The organism is Vescimonas fastidiosa (assembly GCF_018326305.1).
Classification (GTDB): Bacteria; Bacillota; Clostridia; order Oscillospirales; family Oscillospiraceae; genus Vescimonas; species Vescimonas fastidiosa.
The window spans coordinates 165,769-182,813 of sequence record NZ_AP023416.1 but is presented as its reverse complement, the minus strand read 5'-3'; the positions used below and the strand labels follow the sequence as shown (position 1 = coordinate 182,813).

The following is a 17,045-nucleotide window of genomic DNA, read 5'->3' as shown; positions in this document are numbered from 1 at the left end:
CTCTCTCCTTACAGCTGATCGGTGTCTACGATGAGGGTCACGGGGCCGTCGTTGACGGACTCCACCAGCATCTCCGCGCCGAATTCACCGGTTTCCACAGAGAAGCCCTTGTCCCGGCAGAGGGCGATGAACTTTTCATAGAGGGGTATGGCGATCTCGGGTCGGGCGGCGGCCAGGAACTCCGGCCGGCGGCCCTTCTTGCAGTTGCCATACAGGGTGAACTGGGACACCACCAGCACCTGGCCGCCTACATCCTCCAGGCTGCGATTCATCTTGCCGTTTTCGTCCTCGAAGATACGCAGGCCCATAAGCTTATCCGCCAGTTTCACGGCCTGGGCCTCGGTGTCCTCGTGGGTGACGCCCAGGAGAATCAGGAAGCCCTGGCCGATTTGGCCGATCACAGAACCGTCTACGGTGACGGAGGCACTTTTTACGCGGGTCAATACAGCACGCATGGTAAATTTCTCCTTTTTTATAGAAATTAGGGAATGTCCTCGTTGGGGAGGACGGATTGCCGCGGGCGCTTTGCGCCCTCGCAATGACAGGGGGGCAAGGGGGTGCGGTGGCACACGCGGGTGCCACCCTACAAGAATTTTTGTAGGGCAGGGCCCATGTGCCCTGCCGTGGGTGCGGGAAAAATTCGGGTCGGGCCGTCGAGGACGCCGGCCCCTACGGAAGCCTATCTTGCGGTGCGTAGGGGAGGGGCTCTGCCCCTCCCCTGGGCGACCGCAAGGGTCGCCCCTACGGAGGGGTTACATGGGGTGCGGTGAGGTGAAGAATCCCCCAGTCACGGCTTCGCCGTGCCAGCCCCCTTTAGGCAAGGGGGCCAGTAAGGACGGGGGATGCGGATTGCAACAACCAGTGAATCGGTCACTGGTCTTGCAATGACAGGGTTTTTGCAGGAAATTTTCTCGTTCAAAAAGCCTCGCAGAGTTTGCCGCCCGCAGGCGGCAAGCCTTTTGGCAGAAAAAACGAAGTTTTTCCGCCAGTTACTTTCCGGCGGGTCTTGTGACGCGCAGGACGCCGGAGACCTGCTCCAGACGGCGACGAACGGTGGCCAGCTGGGTGCTGTCGGACACGCCCACCTCGATGGTGATGAGGGCGAAGCCGTCATTGGTGGTGCGGACGGACATATTGGTGACCCAGGTCTTGGTGGAGGAGAGGACGGTGGAAATATCCATAATGAGGTTCAGCCGGTCCTTGGCCACCACCTCCAGGGTAGTGCTGTAATTCTCCCGGGTGCTGTCGTCCCAGGAGACCTTGATCCAGCGGCCCTCCTCCTCGGGCTTGCGCCGGGCGGGGTCGGCATTGGGACAGTCGGTCCGGTGAACGGACACGCCGTAGCCCCGGGTGATGAAGCCCACAATGTCGTCGCCGGGAACGGGGGTGCAGCACTTGGCAAACTTCACCAGGCAGTTGCTCAGTCCCTCCACCACGATGCCCTGCTCGCTCTTGGTACGCCTGGGCACGGCGGGACGGGTCTTTTCCGGCTCATCCTTCAGGGGCACCTCTGCGGCCCGGTCCTCCTGGTGCATTTTGAGAATACGCTGGATGTCCTCCCGCAGACGGCCCACCAGCTTCAGGGAGGTGACGCCGCCGTAGCCGATGGCCGCGTACATATCGTCCAGACTCTTGTAGGCCAGGCGCTTGAGGATGCCCGGGAGGTTCTCCTCCGCCGTCAGCTCCTTGAGGCTCACGCCGGTGCGCTTCACCTCCGCCTCAAAGGAGGCGCGGCCCCGGACGATGTTCTCATCCCGGCACTCCCGCTTGAACCACTGGCGGATCTTGCTGCGGGCCTCGCTGGACCGGGCGATCTTCATCCAGTCGCGGCTGGGGCCGTGGGCGGATTTGGAGGTGACGATCTCCACAATGTCGCCGTTTTGCAGCTTGGAATCAAACTGGGCGATGTGGCCGTTGACCTTGGCGGCCACCATGTGGTTGCCTATGGCGGAGTGGATGCTGTAAGCAAAGTCGATGGGTGTGGCCCCGGCGGGCAGATTGATCACATCCCCCTGGGGGGTGAACACGAACACCTCGTCGGCGAACATATCCACCTTTAGGGAGTGGATGAAGTCCTCGGCGTCGGCGCCCTCCTGGTTTTCAAGGAGGCGGCGCACCCACTCGTAGTTATGCTCGTCCCCCTCGCCCTGGCCGTTCTGCTTATATTTCCAGTGGGCGGCGATACCGTATTCGGCGATCTCGTGCATTTTCTGGGTGCGGATCTGCACCTCAAAGGGGATGCCGTTTTCGCCCACCACGGTGGTGTGGAGAGACTGGTACATATTGGGCTTGGGGGTGCCGATATAGTCCTTGAACCGGCCCAGAACGGGCTTATACAGGTCGTGGATGATGCCCAGCACATGGTAGCACTCGGATACGGTGCCCACAATGACCCGGAAGGCAAAGAGGTCGAATACATCGTCCAGGGACTTATTTTGGGTATACATCTTGCGGTAGATGCTGTAGGGGTGCTTCATGCGGCCGTAGACGGTGCCCTGAATGCCCGCCTCCTGCAGACGCTTTGTGATCTGATCGTGGATGGAGGCCATGAAGCCGTCGTACTCCGAGGCCTTTTCCTCCAGGGCGTCGATGATCTCCTGGTAGCCGATGGGGTCCAGGTATTTCAGGCTCAGATCCTCCAGCTCCCATTTCATTTTCTGCATTCCCAGGCGATGGGCGATGGGGGCGTAGATCTCCATGGTCTCCAGGGATTTCTGCTTTTGCTTCTCCGGGGTCTGGTATTCCATGGTGCGCATATTGTGCAGCCTATCGGCCATTTTAATGAGGATGACCCGGATGTCCTTGCTCATGGCCAGGAGCATCTTGCGTAGGTTCTCCATCTGCTCCTCAGCCTTGGAGGCGGCTTGGACGCGGGTGAGCTTGCTGACGCCCTCCACAATGTCGGCAATGGTGGGAGAGAAGGTGCGGGCAATGTCCTCGTGGGTGGCGTCGGTGTCCTCGATGGTGTCGTGGAGCAGGGCGGCGGCAATGGACTCGGAATCCAGGTGCAGCTCCTCCGCCACGATCTGCGCCACAGCCAGGGGATGGGTGACAAAGGGTGAGCCGTCCTTGCGGTTTTGGCCGCGATGATGCTCCTCGGCATAGAGAAACGCCGAGCGGATCAAGTCAAAATTGGCGCCGGGATTGTAGCTGCGGACGGTATCCTCCAGACGCTGGTATTTTTCCTGCACATTCATGCCGCCTTACCTCACTTTCCTTTGATATTATCCACAAGCGCCTGCCAGTAAACAGAGCGCTCCAGGTCCACTTTTTCCTGCCCGGGGGACAGGCACAGGGTCATATGCTCGCTGTCTGTCTTGCGCTGCAAAAGACCCCGCTCGCAAAACAGCTCCATGCAGAAGCAGCCCCGCAGAAACGAGTCTGTGCCGGGGATGGCGGCGGAGAGCCTGCGCAGAAACGGCAGGGTGAACAGCTGTACCGGGCCGCCGCCTGCCGCCTGCTGCAAATACCGCCAGGCGGCCACACACTGCTGCCGGGAGGGCAGCATACGAAGGGCGTCCTTATACGCCGGAGCCTGGCCCTGCTTGAGTCTGCGCACAAGCAGCAGCGACTCCTCCTCCCGGGCCGAGCATTGCAGGGAGGGGCGCAGGTCTACCACCTGGAGCTGCACCGTGCGGCTGCCGCGAAACTCATTTATCTGCAAATAAAAGGCCACATCCACCCGCTCTCCGGGCCGAACCGGACACTGCTGGGGAGTAACGGAAAAGAATATGCCCTCCAGCTGTGACGCCCCCTTGGAAAAGAGCAGCTTCAGGTGACGGTTCTGCCCTACGCCCTGCACCCGCTCCAGGGTCACGCCCGGCAGGCAGAAGAGGGGACGACCGTTGCCGTTTCCGTAGGGTTCCAGGCGGCGGAGCTGCTCCACCTCCCACAGCGTCACCAGCTCCGGGCGGCGCAGCATCACATCCACATCCAGGGCGGAGGTGGCGGGGCGGCCATCCATAAAGCGCAGAACGCATTGGTTCATCCGGGCCCGGAAGGCGGGGATATTTTCTTCTTCAATGGTAAAGCCTGCGGCCAGCTCGTGGCCGCCGAAGCCCAGGAGCAGGTCGCTGCACTCTTCCAGGGCGGCAAAGAGGTTAAAGCCCCCCCAGCTGCGGCAGGAGCCTTTGCCGGTGTGGCCGGAAATGTGGATCATAAAGCTGGGGCAGGCGTATTTCTCGCTGAGACGGGAGGCCACGATGCCCACCACCCCCTGGTGCCACCGGCGGTCCGCCAGGACCAAGGCGTGGCGCTCCTGGGCGGGCATGGCTTCGATCATGTCGATGGCCTGGGCATAAATCTCCTGCTCCACGGCCTGGCGCTGGCGATTCAGGTCGCACAGCTCTCGGGCCAGAGCCTGGGCCCGGATGGGGTCCTTGCACAGCATCAGGTCCGCCGCCCGGTCCGCCTCGCCCATGCGCCCGGCGGCGTTGATACGGGGGGCCAGGACAAAGCCGATCTGCACGGAGGTGATCTCCTTTTGCAGCAGGCCCGTCTCCTGTAGGAGGGCCCGGAGGCCGATGAAGTCGCTATCTGCAATATGGGAAAGACCTCGGGCCACAATGGTGCGGTTTTCCCCGGTCATGAGCATCACATCCGCCACGGTGCCCACGGCGGCCAGGGGGCAGTATCGGGTGAGCAGGGCCTCCCGGTTTTCTTCGCCGCCCAGGGCCAGCACCAGCTTCAGGGCCACGCCGCAGCCGGCCAGGTGCTTGAAGGGATAGGGGCAGTCGGGCCGGTGGGGGTCTACCACCGCCGCGGCCCGGGGCAGCTCCTCCTTGCACTCGTGGTGGTCCGTCACCACCACATCCATGCCCAGGGAGGCGGCATAGTCCACCTCCTCCACCCCGGTGATGCCGCAGTCCACGCTGACCACCAGCTCCACGCCCCGACTGCGGAGGGTGCCTAAGGCGTCTGCGGAGAGACCGTAGCCGTCCTCGATGCGCCGAGGGATATAGTGGCTGACCTCGGCGCCGCAGCGGCGCAGATAGTCCACCAGTATGGCAGTGGCGGTGATGCCGTCCACATCATAGTCGCCGAAAACGGCGATATGCTGGCCCTTCTCCATAGCCTGCCGGATGCGCCGGACGGCCCGATCCATGTCCTTCATCAGGAAGGGGGAGAGGGTGAGGGTGTCGTCGATCTGCAGGAAAGCCCGGGCGGCGGCATCATCGGTAATGCCGTGGGCGGCCAGCACCGCCGACAGCAGAGCCGGGTAGCCGGCCTGCTCCAGCTCCGCGACCGCAGGGGCAGCGGCGGGAAGATTCCACTTTTCAAATTTCATGCCCGGCTCACCTCCTTGTAAGCTGCCGAAAAATCCTGCGGATTTTTCCGACAAAAGGCTCGCAGTCTGCTGCGCGCATAATGCTGACATTATAATAGAAGAATATTATAGCAAATTGCGGCGAAAAGGTAAAGAAAAATCTTCGGTTTCACAGGGTATGGAGTGGTTTTGGGTGCAAAAAAAGCACAGCGTGTCGAAAAAGTCTTTTCGCCCCGCTGCCTAAGTTTTTGAAACTTCGAAAAAGTTTCAAAAACTATTGATTTCAATGGTGAAAGACACCCTTCTTGGGTTTCCCTCACACGCCCTTCCTTACCGTTATCGCAAATCTTACCACTTTATCGACAGCCTCAGCAAACCGATGGGGGAAAATCGGTCTGCGGTTGGAGTGTTAGAGGGGGATGTTGTCGGTTTTGGTTTGGCCGATGACCACGGTGCCGGTGATGGTCAGACCGATGAGGCTTGCACCGTCCTCCGTCCGGGTAACCACCTGAATGACCCCGCCGGGCTGGCCCAGGGACACGCACTGATCCGCCCCCCGCACGGATGTGAGCCAGGCGCCGATGGCCGCCGAGCCGCTGCCGCAGCCCCGCTCCCACACGCAGGAGTCCGTGGGCTTCACATACACCAGGGGAGCAAAGGAGGTCTGGTCCTCCGCCAGCAGCAAAAGCCCCATGGCCTCCCCCGGAAGCAGGTGGCTCCAGGAGCGCAGGGTCTCCTCCGCCCGGTCCCGGCCGATCATATCCGCCGGGACGATCACATGGCTGATGCCCGGGAGAAACACCGTGGGCAGGCTCTGCATTACCCCGCATACCGGGAGAGACAGGGTCTCAATGCGCTCCGGCAGGGGCATGGCCACGGTGCCGATGAAGCAGCCGTCCAGGCGTGTCACCCGGCAGGCAACCGGCGCCGAGGCCCCGGAGACGGGCAGGGTCAGGGCGCGGCTCTCCCCTATGGGCAGGTCCCGATGCAGCCAGGCGGCCATGGACATGGTGGCGTTGCCACAGAATTCGCCGCCCATCATCTGCAGCCGCGGATCTCCGGCGGCCAGGCCCTCGGCAAAGCCCACCTGCTCGGCGTCCTTTTCCCGCCGCAGAAGCTCTGCCGCCACCCGGGGCTGTACATCCCTGGGCACGGGAGTGGTGACCAGGAGCGTGATATTTTTCGTGGGGTCGATGACCGTATAGCGCAGTTCCATGTTTTCGTCCTCCCGGGAAGTTTTTCTTTATTATACCCGTGCGGAAAGCAAATTGCAATTGTTGTTGCCCTTTGGGAATGAAAATGGTATAATCACGGTAAATCCATTTGTATCAACCCACAAGAAAGGATCGTCCACTATGAAACTGCATTTTTTCGGCGCTGACCAATGCGTTACCGGCAGCTGCCATTGCTTGGAGGTAAACGGCAAGAAGATCCTCATCGACTGCGGCCTGCAGCAGGGCCGGGACGAGGTGGATAACAGCAGCCTGCCCTTCCATGCAGGCAATATTGACTATGTCCTGGTGACCCACGCCCACATCGACCACTCCGGCCGCATTCCCCTGCTGGTAAAGCAGGGATTCCGGGGCCGCATTCTCACCACCCGCCTCACCGCCCAGCTTATGGACATCATGCTCCAGGACTCGGCCCATATCCAGGAGTCCGATGCGGAGTATAAAAACCGCAAGAACCTCCGGGCCGGCCGACCGGTGGTGGAGCCGCTTTACACCGTGGAGGATGCCCTGCGGGTGAAGGAATTCATCACCACCTGCGAATACGGCGAGACGGTGGATCTGTGCGAGGGGGTGCAGGTGGAGTGCATCGACGCGGGCCACCTGCTGGGCTCGGCCAGCATGAAGCTGACCGTTACGGAAAACGGCGAAACCCGCACCATCGTTTTCTCCGGCGACATCGGCAATGTGGACCAGCCTATTATCCGGGACCCCCAGTTTTTCCACCGGGCCGACTTTGTGGTCATGGAAAGCACCTACGGAAACCGCAATCACACGGAGGTGTGGAGCTATACCGACGAGCTGGCCCAGATCATCGACGAGACCCTGGGCAAGGGAGGCAATGTGGTCATCCCCTCCTTCGCTGTGGGCCGCACCCAGGAGCTGCTGTATTTCATCCGGCAAATCAAGGACGAGAACCTGGTGAAGTCCGTGCCCAATTTCAATGTGTATGTGGATAGCCCCCTGTCTAAGGCCGCCACCACTATTTTCTGCGGCGACCTGCGGGGTTATCTGGACGAGGAGGCTCTGGCCCTGGTGAAGGACGGCACCCATATGTTCAGCTTCCCGGGCCTGCACCTGACGGAGACGGTGGATGAGTCTAAGAACCTGAATCTGGACCCCTCCCCCAAGGTTATCATCTCCGCCTCGGGTATGTGCGATGCGGGCCGCATCCGCCACCACCTGAAGCACAATCTGTGGCGGCCGGAGAGCGCCGTGGTGTTTGTGGGCTTCCAGTCCCCGGGGACTTTGGGCCGCCACCTGCTGGACGGAGCCGAGTCGGTGAAAATGTTCGGCGAGGAGATCGCCGTGCGGGCTAAGATCGTGAACTTCCAGGGCCTCAGCTCCCACGCCGACCGGGATCATCTGCTGAACTGGATCGACCAGTTTACCCCCGCCAAGCCCACCCATGTGTTTGTGGTCCACGGCGACCGGGAGGTGGCCCCCGCCTTTGCCCAGGATATTGCCGCCCGGGGCTTTTCTGCCCACGCGCCTCAGTATACCGAGGTCTATGATCTGCTGGAAAACCGCACCGTGGAGCAGGGCTACCTGCCCGAGCCCAAGAAGAAGGCCTTCGAGGGCGCGCCCCGTGCCTCCTCCGGCTACAAGCGCCTGGTGGAGCTGGGCGATGCACTGGCGGCCCTTATCCGCCGCAGCCGGGGCCGGGACAACAAGACCTTGGCCGATTTTGCCGAGAGCCTGCGGAAGATTTTGGAAAAATTCAACTTCTGATAGAAACAGCGAGCCACGGTCTCTCCGTGGCTTTGCTGCCGAAAGGAACGCTTTTATGACATCCCCGGTGAAAAATCAAGTTTACACCGCTGAAATTCTGGGCTACTCCAGCGAGGGCCTGGGCATTGCCCGTATCCATGGGCAGGTGGTGTTCGTCCATGATGCCATTCGCGGCGAGGTTTGCGATATTCTCATTATGAAGGTGGGTAAGAGCGCTGCCTTCGGCAAGGCGGTGGCTTGGCACACCGTCTCTCCCCACCGCCGGGAGCCGGACTGCCCCTACTACCGCCGCTGCGGCGGCTGCGCCTACCGCCACATGGACTACGCTGAGGAGCTGTGGGCCAAGGGTCAGCGGGTGCAGGACGCCCTGACCCGCCTGGGCGGAAGCCATGTGCAGGTGGAGGAAATTCTGGGCGCATCGCAGCCCCTGCACTACCGCAATAAGAGTCAGTACCCCGTCTCCCCGGACGGAAAAGTGGGCTTTTACCGGGCCCGGACCCACTGCGTAACGGACCTGACCGCCTGCCTCATCCAAAAGCCCCAGGCGGATGCCGCCGCCGGGGCCCTGCGGACCTATCTGGCGGAGTATCGAGTGCCGGGTTACGATGAGAAAACCGGCACGGGCTTGGTGCGCCATCTGTATGTGCGCACCAATGCCAGCGGGCAGTCCCTCCTCTGCGTGGTGGTGAACGGGGAAGCCCTCCCCCATGAGGACGCCCTGATTTCTGCCCTGCGCCGGGCGGTGCCGGATGCAGTGGGGGTGGTGCTGGGGGTCAACACCCGGCGGGATAATGTGATCTTAGGGGACCGATACCGGACGCTTTGGGGCCGGGACACCCTCACGGACACCCTCTGCGGGCATACCTTCCGGCTGTCTATTCCCTCCTTTTACCAGGTGAATCGGGACCAGGCGCAGGTGCTGTACCGCCGGGCGGTGGACTACGCCGGCCTTACGGGCACGGAGCTGGTGCTGGATCTTTACTGCGGCGCCGGGACCATCACCCTGACCATGGCGGACAGGGCGAAAAAGGTCATCGGCGCGGAGATCGTCTCTGCGGCGGTGGAAAACGCCCGGGAGAATGCGGCGGCCAACGGCATGGAGAATGCGGAGTTTTTCTGCGGCGATGCCGGAGACATCGCCTCCAAGCTGGCGGCGGAGAAGCTGCACCCGGATGTGATCTGCGTGGACCCGCCCCGAAAGGGCCTGGCCCCGGAGGTCATCGACGCCATGGCCCAGATGGGGCCGCAGCGCATCGTCTATGTCTCCTGCGACCCGGCCACCCTGGGCCGGGATGTAAAGCTGCTGGAGCAAAAGGGCTATCGGCTCACCCGGGCCACCGCCGTAGACCTGTTCCCGGGTACGGCCCATGTGGAGACGGTGGCCCTCTTGTCGCGGGAAACAAATCCACCAACAGCTGGGACAACTAAAGGAGCCTGCGGCACTTCGGAATGACCGCGAAGTAAGTATACAGCTTAAAGCCCGGCATCACGCTATATGGCGCGGTGCCGGGCTTCTTTGTCTGCCAAAACCACCCGTTAGACGCGCGGCTCGGTAAGAATTAAATAGTTGAGCAGAAAAACTTCCGGGGCAGCCTGTCCGGCAGGAAAATGTTCATACGGCGGCCCCCTTCTCCCGTCTCCAGGCCGGGACGCCTACATATACGCCCCCGGGCTCCGTGGACTTCACCACCACGGCTCCGGCGCCGATGACGCAGCCCATGCCCACGGCGACATTGTTCTTTACCACCGCGCCAATGCCGATCTGCGCCAGGGCCCCCACCCGTACCGAGCCGCCCAGGGCCGCCCGGGGTGCCACCTGCGCAAAGTCCTCCAGCACATTGTCGTGCTCCACCACGGCCCCGGTGTTGACGATGCAGTGCCGGCCCACCCGGGCGCAGACATTCACCGCCGCCCCGGCCAGGACCACCGTACCCGCCCCCAGCTCCGCAAAGGGACTGATTTGGGCGGAGGGGTGAACGATCCGGGCCCAGGGCAGATCGTGCCCCATGGCCACCCGGCGGCGCAGGCGGTTATCGCCCAGGGCGATGACAAAGTCCGTTTTCCCGTCCCGCAGCGCCTCCGCCCGGTCCAGCGGCCCCGCAATGGGGAAGCCGATGCACCGGCCTGCGGCGCGGTCATCCAGGAACACGATGGTGCGGTAGCCCATTTTCAGCGCGGCATCGGCCACGGCTCTGCCATGGCCGCCGGCGCCGAGGATCACAAGGAGCTTGTTCATGCTCCGCTCTCGCCTCTTTCCCTCCCTTGAATTCCTCCGCCGTGGCGCAGCCCGGGGCGGTGATGCCCTCCCGGCGCAGGACCATACGGACGGTTTTGAAAAGGATTCTCCAGTCTCCCCAAAAAGTAATGCCCTCCACATAGCGCACATCATAGGAAAATTTTTCCTCCCAACCGATGGCGTTGCGTCCGCTGACCTGAGCCAAGCCCGTAAGCCCCGGACGCACCCACAGCCGCCGGGCCTGCCGGGGGCTGTACAGCGGCACATATTTCACATACAGCGGTCGGGGCCCGCACAGGGCGCAGCTGCCGCTTACCACATTCCACAGCGACGGCAGCTCGTCTAAGGAGGTGCTGCGCAGAAACCGGCCGAACCCGTCCAGCCGCTGCTCGTCCGGCAGCAGGGCTCCGGCGGCGTCCCGCCGGTCGGACATGGTGCGGAACTTATACAGGGTGAAGCTCCGGCCGTCCTTTCCCGCCCGCTCCTGGCGAAACAGCACCGGCGCACCCAGGTGCAGCCGCACCGCCAGGGCCACCAGACCCAGCACCGGGCTCAGTACCGCCAGGGCCACCAGAGCCAGCACCGTGTCCTGGGGCAGCTTGATATACTTCTCGTAAAAAACCTCTCCTATGTGTATTCATAACGGCCTCGAAGATCTGACAGATTTTTCCCGGCATACCCGTCGGGCCACAAGAGAAAAAGCCGGAGGACACGCTCTCGTCCCCGGCTCTTTCCATCGTTACGGCTGCTGCCGCTGGCTCTACCTCCCCTTATAGGCAGCACAGGCAGCGCTGCCCCTGAGCTCGGCAGCCAGCCCACTCATAACGACCCACGCACACGAGAGCGCAGCGCCCAGCAGTCCCGCCAGGGCTGCATACTTGGCGCTGCTCGGAGCATAGCGCTCCTCCGGCACGGTGGCTCGATCCACCACATGCAGGGAGCAGCCCTCCGCAATGCCCGAGACATACCCCGGGAAAACCTCCGCCACCGCGTTGGCTATGGCCGCGGCCCGGGTCGGGTCTCTATCGGTCACATAGACTCGAAACACCTCCGAGCCCTCCGCGGAGGCGGCGGTGACCCTTCGGTGCCACGACTTATAGCCGCCGTCCGGGTCTGAAAGCCGGGCCACCTCCTCGTACAGGGTCCGGGAGTCCAGCAGGGCCGCACAGGTATCCACCAAACTTTTGGACGCGGCGAGGTCGGAGGCGGTGAGGGTTGCCGGCTCGGCGACGCCCGGGCCGCCACTGTTGCTGGCGTAAAGAAGAAGCTCGGCACGGTAGGTGGGGGGAATGAGAAAACGCGCCGTTAAAAATCCGCCCAACGCCAATAGGACCGTCAGACAGATCACCACCGCCGCCTTGGGGCGGAGGTACTCTATGCACTTCCAAAAATCCAGTTTTATGGACTTTTTCTCATCCATAATGCAGATTCGTCCCCTTAAATCACAGGCAATGCCTTCGGCCCCAGCGGGCTGCGCCGGACAAGTGCCTGTCTCATTTTGCCGAATAAACGAAAGATTTTACGGTCTAATTATAACATATAAGAATAAGTTTACCAGCATTTCCTATATACCTGTTTGTAGATTTTTGTTGCGCTTTTTCGGCAATATACCGAAAAATAAGGGGGATTTATGTGGAATCAATCGTAATTTTTGCAATTCTCCTATTATCGAAATATACGGAAATTTAACACCGGCTAAAAAATCTGCCCCTGTTGCACAGGGGCGGACAGTGTAAGGGAAAAGGTGAATTTGTATAACCTCCTCTTTATTTTTGCAACCATTGTAGCAGGAGAATTAGCAGAAAGCGAATGTGCGGATAGTAAAAAAGCGCCGTCTCGGGATCACTTCCAAGACGGCGTTTTTCTGTTGCGGATCAGAGCGAACATTTCACGGCGAAACCACCGCTGAAGAAATAGGTGTTCGTCCGAACCTTGTTTGTGGTAGGACTATAAAATAGATTTTTTCGCCTTTTTGGGGGTAGTATTTGTTCCCTTATGAAAAATCTTGAGCTTTCAAGGTTAGGGGCAGCGGTGAGCCGCTGTCATTTGGTCAGCGGCTGCACCGATTTGAGACCGCCTTTGAATATTGCGGTAATCTGTTCTTTTGAGTCCACCACTACACATTCGAGCAGTTGGCGGACGATTCGGTCATCGTATTCCATCGGGCGGTTCTTTATGCCGTCGAGTATTGTGTGATTGCTCACAGGTTTTGCTGCCCGTGCGCACTCCTGTATATCGCAAGGAAAGGAATGTATGCAAGGGAAACCTTAGTCGGGTTTCCCTTGCATGTTAAATCGCCCGCCCGCAGGCGACCACTTTTGCGGAGCAAAAGTGCTGCTCCAAAAAGAAAGACACCCCTGCGGGTGTCTTTCTTTTTGGAGCGGGCGACGAGGCTCGCTGGCGGCCCTGCCGGGCCGCCACACGCACACGGGCACCAAAACATGCCACCGGCATGTTTTTCTCGCTGCGCTCGTGCCCTTTCGAGTCTCTGCCCGACATGACCAAAAAGAAACACCATCCTGACGGATGGTGTTTCTTTTTGGAGCGGGCGACGAGGCTCGAACTCGCTACCTCGACCTTGGCAAGGTCGCGCTCTACCAGATGAGCTACGCCCGCACAACAATGGTTATTATAAGGCATAGAAGGGCTGTTGTCAAGCCCTTTTTCTGCTCCTGCCGATTTTTTTCACCGTTAAGATCATCGTAAAACACAGAAACCGCCACTCTGCCAAGTGACGGTTTCGAGGCTTTGCTTTGAAAATCTAACTTGATAGGGCTAACCGCTTGTCGCAGCACTTTACTATCTTTAGTACACCCATTTTCCCGCCGGTGTCAGGCCTCCGGAGTGGCGGAGTCCAAAATGATTTCCACGATGCCCACGGTGTCAGTGTCCGGGTAAAACTGCACCTGCCAGGGCCGGTCAGCGAGGTGCAGATCAGCCTGAACGGCGTTCACCGTGTCCAGCACCGCCTGACGGGTGCTGCCGGAGGTGCCCATCTGCACCACCAGCTCCTTGCCTCCGTTCTGGGCCGCCGCCCGGAGCAGGTCCGTCAGGGCCGCGCCGCCGGTGGCGTGAACGATGCTCTGTATCTGCTGGAGGGTGCGGCGGTATCCGGCGGTGAAGCGGAGCTGGGTGTAGCCCCGGCCCCCGTCGTCCACGGTGTAGGTGAGATAGTCCAGGGCGTAGGCCCCCAGGGGCGTCTCCTGCTGCACCTCGGCGCAGGCCCGCTGGGCCTCCTGGGACAGGTCGGTCTCCTCCTCTGCGTAGTACCACACGGTGCCCTCCTCCGCGTGGGCGGCCACCAGGAGCAGCAGGTCATTGACCAGATCCTGGTAGCTCTCCGCCCGGAGCACATCCCGCCGGTCGCCCTCGTAATAGGTGGCGCTGTGTGGCTCTGTGCGGGAGTATTCCCGCCGCAGCAGCCCGCATCCGGACAAAAGCAGCGCCCCGCACAGAAGCAGGGGGAGAATTCTTTTTTTCATGGAGCGCTCCTTTCTTCGAGCTCATTTTTTATAAAGGATGTGTAAATCTCCGTCCACAAAGCCGACGCCCACAGCGCGGTATTTTTTCAGCGCCGAAGCATACTTCCCGCCGTCAAGATATTTTTCCAGCAGGGAAACGAACAGGCTCTCCACGGTTTTCCAGTTACTCTCTTTCATGAGGACAAACGGCATATCCCGGGTGGTGTAGACCTCGTGGCAGGCCCAGTCGGAGCTACTTTCGTCAAAGGCGGAGGTGCCCGCCAACTCCGCAGACCACTTGTCCCCGCCGTCTTCATATAAATTGAAGTTGATGGCCTCAACATTGCCGGGAAGCTCTTTGCACAGGGCCGCATCCAGCCAATTGAAAAAGTCGATTTCCTCCTGACTGCGCCGATTCCTGCTGGTCCGCAGCGCCAGCTTTGATAGGGCGCTTATGGTGTGTGCTAAGTCAAATCCCATGTGATCCTTCCTCTTTCTGTCTATTCTGGGGGCAGGCCTTTTGACAGAAAATTCCGTAGGAATTTTCTGCAGATATTTTACAAAAGAGACATCTGCTCCCGGCCCTGGTCCTCCTCCCGGAGCAAGGCCCCGGCGGCGGGGATGCTGCGCACCCGGTAGCGGGCAAGATTCGTGATGCCGCTCTCCTCCGGGGTGCAGACCCGGTCCAGGTGATACCGGGGCTTCATGTTCATCACCGCCACGCCCTGGGTGGCGCGGGTGGTCTTGGGTGCAAGCAGGGCCGTGTGCAGCAGCAGGGCTCTCGGCTCCGTGCTGATGAGGGCCAGCTCCTTGTCCTCCGTCAGCTTCAGCAGAGCCGCCAGGGGACTCTTGTCAGAGTAGGCCCCGGTGAGCTTGCGGCGGTTGGAGGTGGTGGCGTAGGCCGAGAGGGAGACCCTTGCGCACTTGCCGTTTTCAAAGAAAAACAGCACATGCCCGCTGTAATCCCCGGGCAGCACCAGGTCGATGACCTTTTCCTCCTCGTCCATCCCCAGCTTGGTGGGCAGATAGTCCCCCAGCAACGACGCCTTGCCGTCGGCAAAGTCGGCGGCCCGGACCTTATACACCTGCTGGCGGTCGGTGAAGAACATCAGCTCGGTGTTGTTGGTGGCCTCGATTTGGCGGAAAAGCCCGTCGCCCTCCTTGAACTTCTGCTCGCCGCTCATGCGCAGAGACTGGGCGGTGATTTTCTTAAAATACCCCTCCCGGGACAAAAACAGCGTCACGGGATAGTCCGGGGTCTCCTCCGGCTCCTCCTCGTACTCCGCCTCATGGCTGAAAATGATCTCCGTTTTCCGGGGCTGGGCGTACTTTTTCCGCACCTCCTCCAGCTCTCCCACGATGATCTTGCGGATGCGGGCGGGCTTTTGCAGGGTGTCCTCCAGGTCCTCGATTTCCTCGGCCAGGGCGGCGGTCTCCTGCACCCGCTTGAGGATGTATTCCTTATTGATGTTGCGCAGCTTGATCTCCGCCACATACTCCGCCTGGATCTGGTCGATGCCGAAGCCGATCATCAGGTTGGGCACCACCTCCGCCTCCTCCTCGGTCTGGCGGATGATCTCAATGGCCTTGTCAATGTCCAGCAAAATGCGCTTGAGGCCCTGCAAAAGGTGCAGCTTCTCCTGCTTTTTGTGCAGCACGAAGTACACCCGTCTCCGCACGCATTCCGTGCGCCAGGCCAGCCACTCCTCCAGCAGCGCCCGGACCCCCAGCACCCGAGGCATTCCGGCGATGAGGATGTTAAAGTTGCAGCTCACCGTGTCCTGCAGGGGGGTCAGGCGGAAGAGCTTCTGCATGAGCTTGTCCGGGTCTATACCCCGCTTCAGGTCGATGGCCAGCTTCAGGCCCGAGAGGTCCGTCTCGTCCCGCATGTCGCTGATCTCCTTGATTTTCCCGGCCTTCATCAGTTCGGAGACCTTGTCCAAAATGGCCTCCAGGGAGGTGGAATAGGGGATCTCGTAAATTTCGATAATGTTTTCGCTTTTGATATAGCGGTACTTGGCCCGGACCTTCACACCGCCCCGGCCGGTTTCATAAATGCGCCCCAGCTCCTCCGGGTCACAGAGAATTTGCCCCCCGGTGGAAAAATCCGGAGCCAGCAGGGTAGTGGCAATGTCGTGGTCGGGATTTTTCAGCAGCTGGATGGTGGTGTCGCAGACCTCCCCCAGATTAAACCCGCAGATTTGCGATGCCATGCCCACGGCGATGCCCTGATTGGCGCTCACCAGCACATTGGGATAGGTGGTGGGCAGCAGGGCCGGCTCCTTGGTGGTGTTGTCGTAGTTGTCCACAAAGTCCACGGCATCGCAGTCCAGATCCCGGAAAAGCTCCGCGCAGATGGGGGCCAGCTTTGCCTCGGTATAGCGGCTGGCGGCGTAGGCCATGTCCCGGGAGTAGACCTTGCCGAAGTTGCCCTTGCTGTCCACGAAGGGGTGCAGCAGGGACTCGTTGCCCTTGGCCAGGCGCACCATAGTCTCGTAAATGGCCTGGTCGCCGTGGGGATTCAGGCGCATGGTCTGGCCCACGATGTTGGCGGACTTGGTGCGGTTCCCCGTCAGCAGGCCCATCTTGTACATGGTGTACAGGAGCTTGCGGTGGGAGGGCTTGAAGCCGTCGATCTCCGGGATGGCCCGGGAGACGATAACGCTCATGGCGTAGGGCATGTAGTTCTCGTCCAGGGTAGAGGTGATGGGCTGCTCCACCACCGTGCCCCGCAGCCCCATAACATTGGGGTCTGCGGTGGGATGGACGGCTTTCGGTTCTGTTTTCTTCTTTGCCATGAAAGATAATTCCTTTCGTATTCAAACTGGCGGGGAAGGCACGGGCTGTCCCCGCCAAAAAACGATCGATTTTAATTTGCGGCGCAGGGCACGCGGCAGGGCACATGGGCCCTGCCCTACAAAACACTGTGCTGCCGGGGCCGGGCGGACAGGGTCGTCCGCCCCTACAAAATCCTATCGGTAAACGGTGCGTAGGGCCGGCGTCTCCGACGGCCCGAACTGGGCTTATACCGCATTCCTTGCAATGTGTCATTGCGAGGGCGCGCCGCGCCCGTGGCGATCCGTACCCCGTCCCCTACGGAGTGTCTACCGATGGCCGTGTGT

General features: G+C 60.9%; 12 protein-coding genes and 1 tRNA gene. 2 read left to right on the top strand and 11 right to left on the bottom strand.

Annotation, left to right across the window (positions count from 1 at the left end):
• Positions 1–8: 8 nt before the first annotated feature.
• The 4 genes from dtd to KI236_RS07970 form a co-directional block, all read right to left on the bottom strand.
• On the bottom strand, positions 9–455 hold the full coding sequence (gene dtd / locus KI236_RS07985; RefSeq protein WP_212820949.1) for a D-aminoacyl-tRNA deacylase: 447 nt from the start codon (positions 453–455) through the stop codon (positions 9–11).
• Positions 456–989: 534 nt separating this feature from the next.
• Positions 990–3,197, bottom strand: coding sequence for a RelA/SpoT family protein (locus KI236_RS07980; RefSeq protein ID WP_212820947.1), 2,208 nt, complete (start codon positions 3,195–3,197; stop codon positions 990–992).
• A gap of 11 nt (positions 3,198–3,208) precedes the next feature.
• On the bottom strand, positions 3,209–5,287 hold the full coding sequence (gene recJ / locus KI236_RS07975) for a single-stranded-DNA-specific exonuclease RecJ (RefSeq protein ID WP_212820945.1): 2,079 nt from the start codon (positions 5,285–5,287) through the stop codon (positions 3,209–3,211).
• Positions 5,288–5,675: 388 nt separating this feature from the next.
• Positions 5,676–6,482 carry a diaminopimelate epimerase gene (locus tag KI236_RS07970; protein ID WP_212820943.1) on the bottom strand — a complete coding sequence of 269 codons (807 nt, stop codon included), beginning with the start codon at positions 6,480–6,482 and terminating at the stop codon, positions 5,676–5,678.
• 139 nt (positions 6,483–6,621) lie between these two features.
• Between KI236_RS07970 and KI236_RS07965 the strand changes: the two genes are divergently transcribed.
• Both KI236_RS07965 and rlmD read left to right on the top strand, forming a co-directional pair.
• Positions 6,622–8,226, top strand: coding sequence for an MBL fold metallo-hydrolase RNA specificity domain-containing protein (locus KI236_RS07965; protein WP_212820940.1), 1,605 nt, complete (start codon positions 6,622–6,624; stop codon positions 8,224–8,226).
• 55 nt (positions 8,227–8,281) lie between these two features.
• A complete protein-coding gene (rlmD, locus tag KI236_RS07960) occupies positions 8,282–9,679 on the top strand; it encodes a 23S rRNA (uracil(1939)-C(5))-methyltransferase RlmD (protein ID WP_212820938.1) in 1,398 nt (465 codons plus the stop codon).
• A gap of 159 nt (positions 9,680–9,838) precedes the next feature.
• On the opposite strand, the gene KI236_RS07955 is transcribed toward rlmD, so the two are convergent.
• The 7 genes from KI236_RS07955 to KI236_RS07925 form a co-directional block, all read right to left on the bottom strand.
• The gene (locus tag KI236_RS07955) at positions 9,839–10,462 is read right to left on the bottom strand and encodes an acetyltransferase (RefSeq protein WP_212820936.1); all 624 of its coding nucleotides are present in this window, start codon (positions 10,460–10,462) and stop codon (positions 9,839–9,841) included.
• The gene (locus KI236_RS07950; protein WP_329958973.1) at positions 10,362–11,045 is read right to left on the bottom strand and encodes a sugar transferase; all 684 of its coding nucleotides are present in this window, start codon (positions 11,043–11,045) and stop codon (positions 10,362–10,364) included. Before KI236_RS07950 ends, KI236_RS07955 begins: the two co-directional genes overlap by 101 nt.
• Positions 11,046–11,222: 177 nt before the next feature.
• Positions 11,223–11,882, bottom strand: a complete 660-nt coding sequence (locus tag KI236_RS07945; RefSeq protein WP_212820933.1) for a YveK family protein — start codon at positions 11,880–11,882, stop codon at positions 11,223–11,225.
• Positions 11,883–13,002: 1,120 nt separating this feature from the next.
• A tRNA-Gly gene (locus KI236_RS07940) sits at positions 13,003–13,078 on the bottom strand.
• A 215-nt stretch (positions 13,079–13,293) separates the two neighbouring features.
• The gene (locus KI236_RS07935; RefSeq protein WP_212820931.1) at positions 13,294–13,944 is read right to left on the bottom strand and encodes a hypothetical protein; all 651 of its coding nucleotides are present in this window, start codon (positions 13,942–13,944) and stop codon (positions 13,294–13,296) included.
• A gap of 21 nt (positions 13,945–13,965) precedes the next feature.
• The gene (locus KI236_RS07930) at positions 13,966–14,403 is read right to left on the bottom strand and encodes a hypothetical protein (protein ID WP_212820929.1); all 438 of its coding nucleotides are present in this window, start codon (positions 14,401–14,403) and stop codon (positions 13,966–13,968) included.
• A 77-nt stretch (positions 14,404–14,480) separates the two neighbouring features.
• Entirely contained in the window at positions 14,481–16,721 is a 2,241-nt protein-coding gene (locus tag KI236_RS07925; protein ID WP_212820927.1) for a DNA gyrase/topoisomerase IV subunit A, read from the bottom strand.
• Positions 16,722–17,045 lie beyond the last annotated feature (324 nt).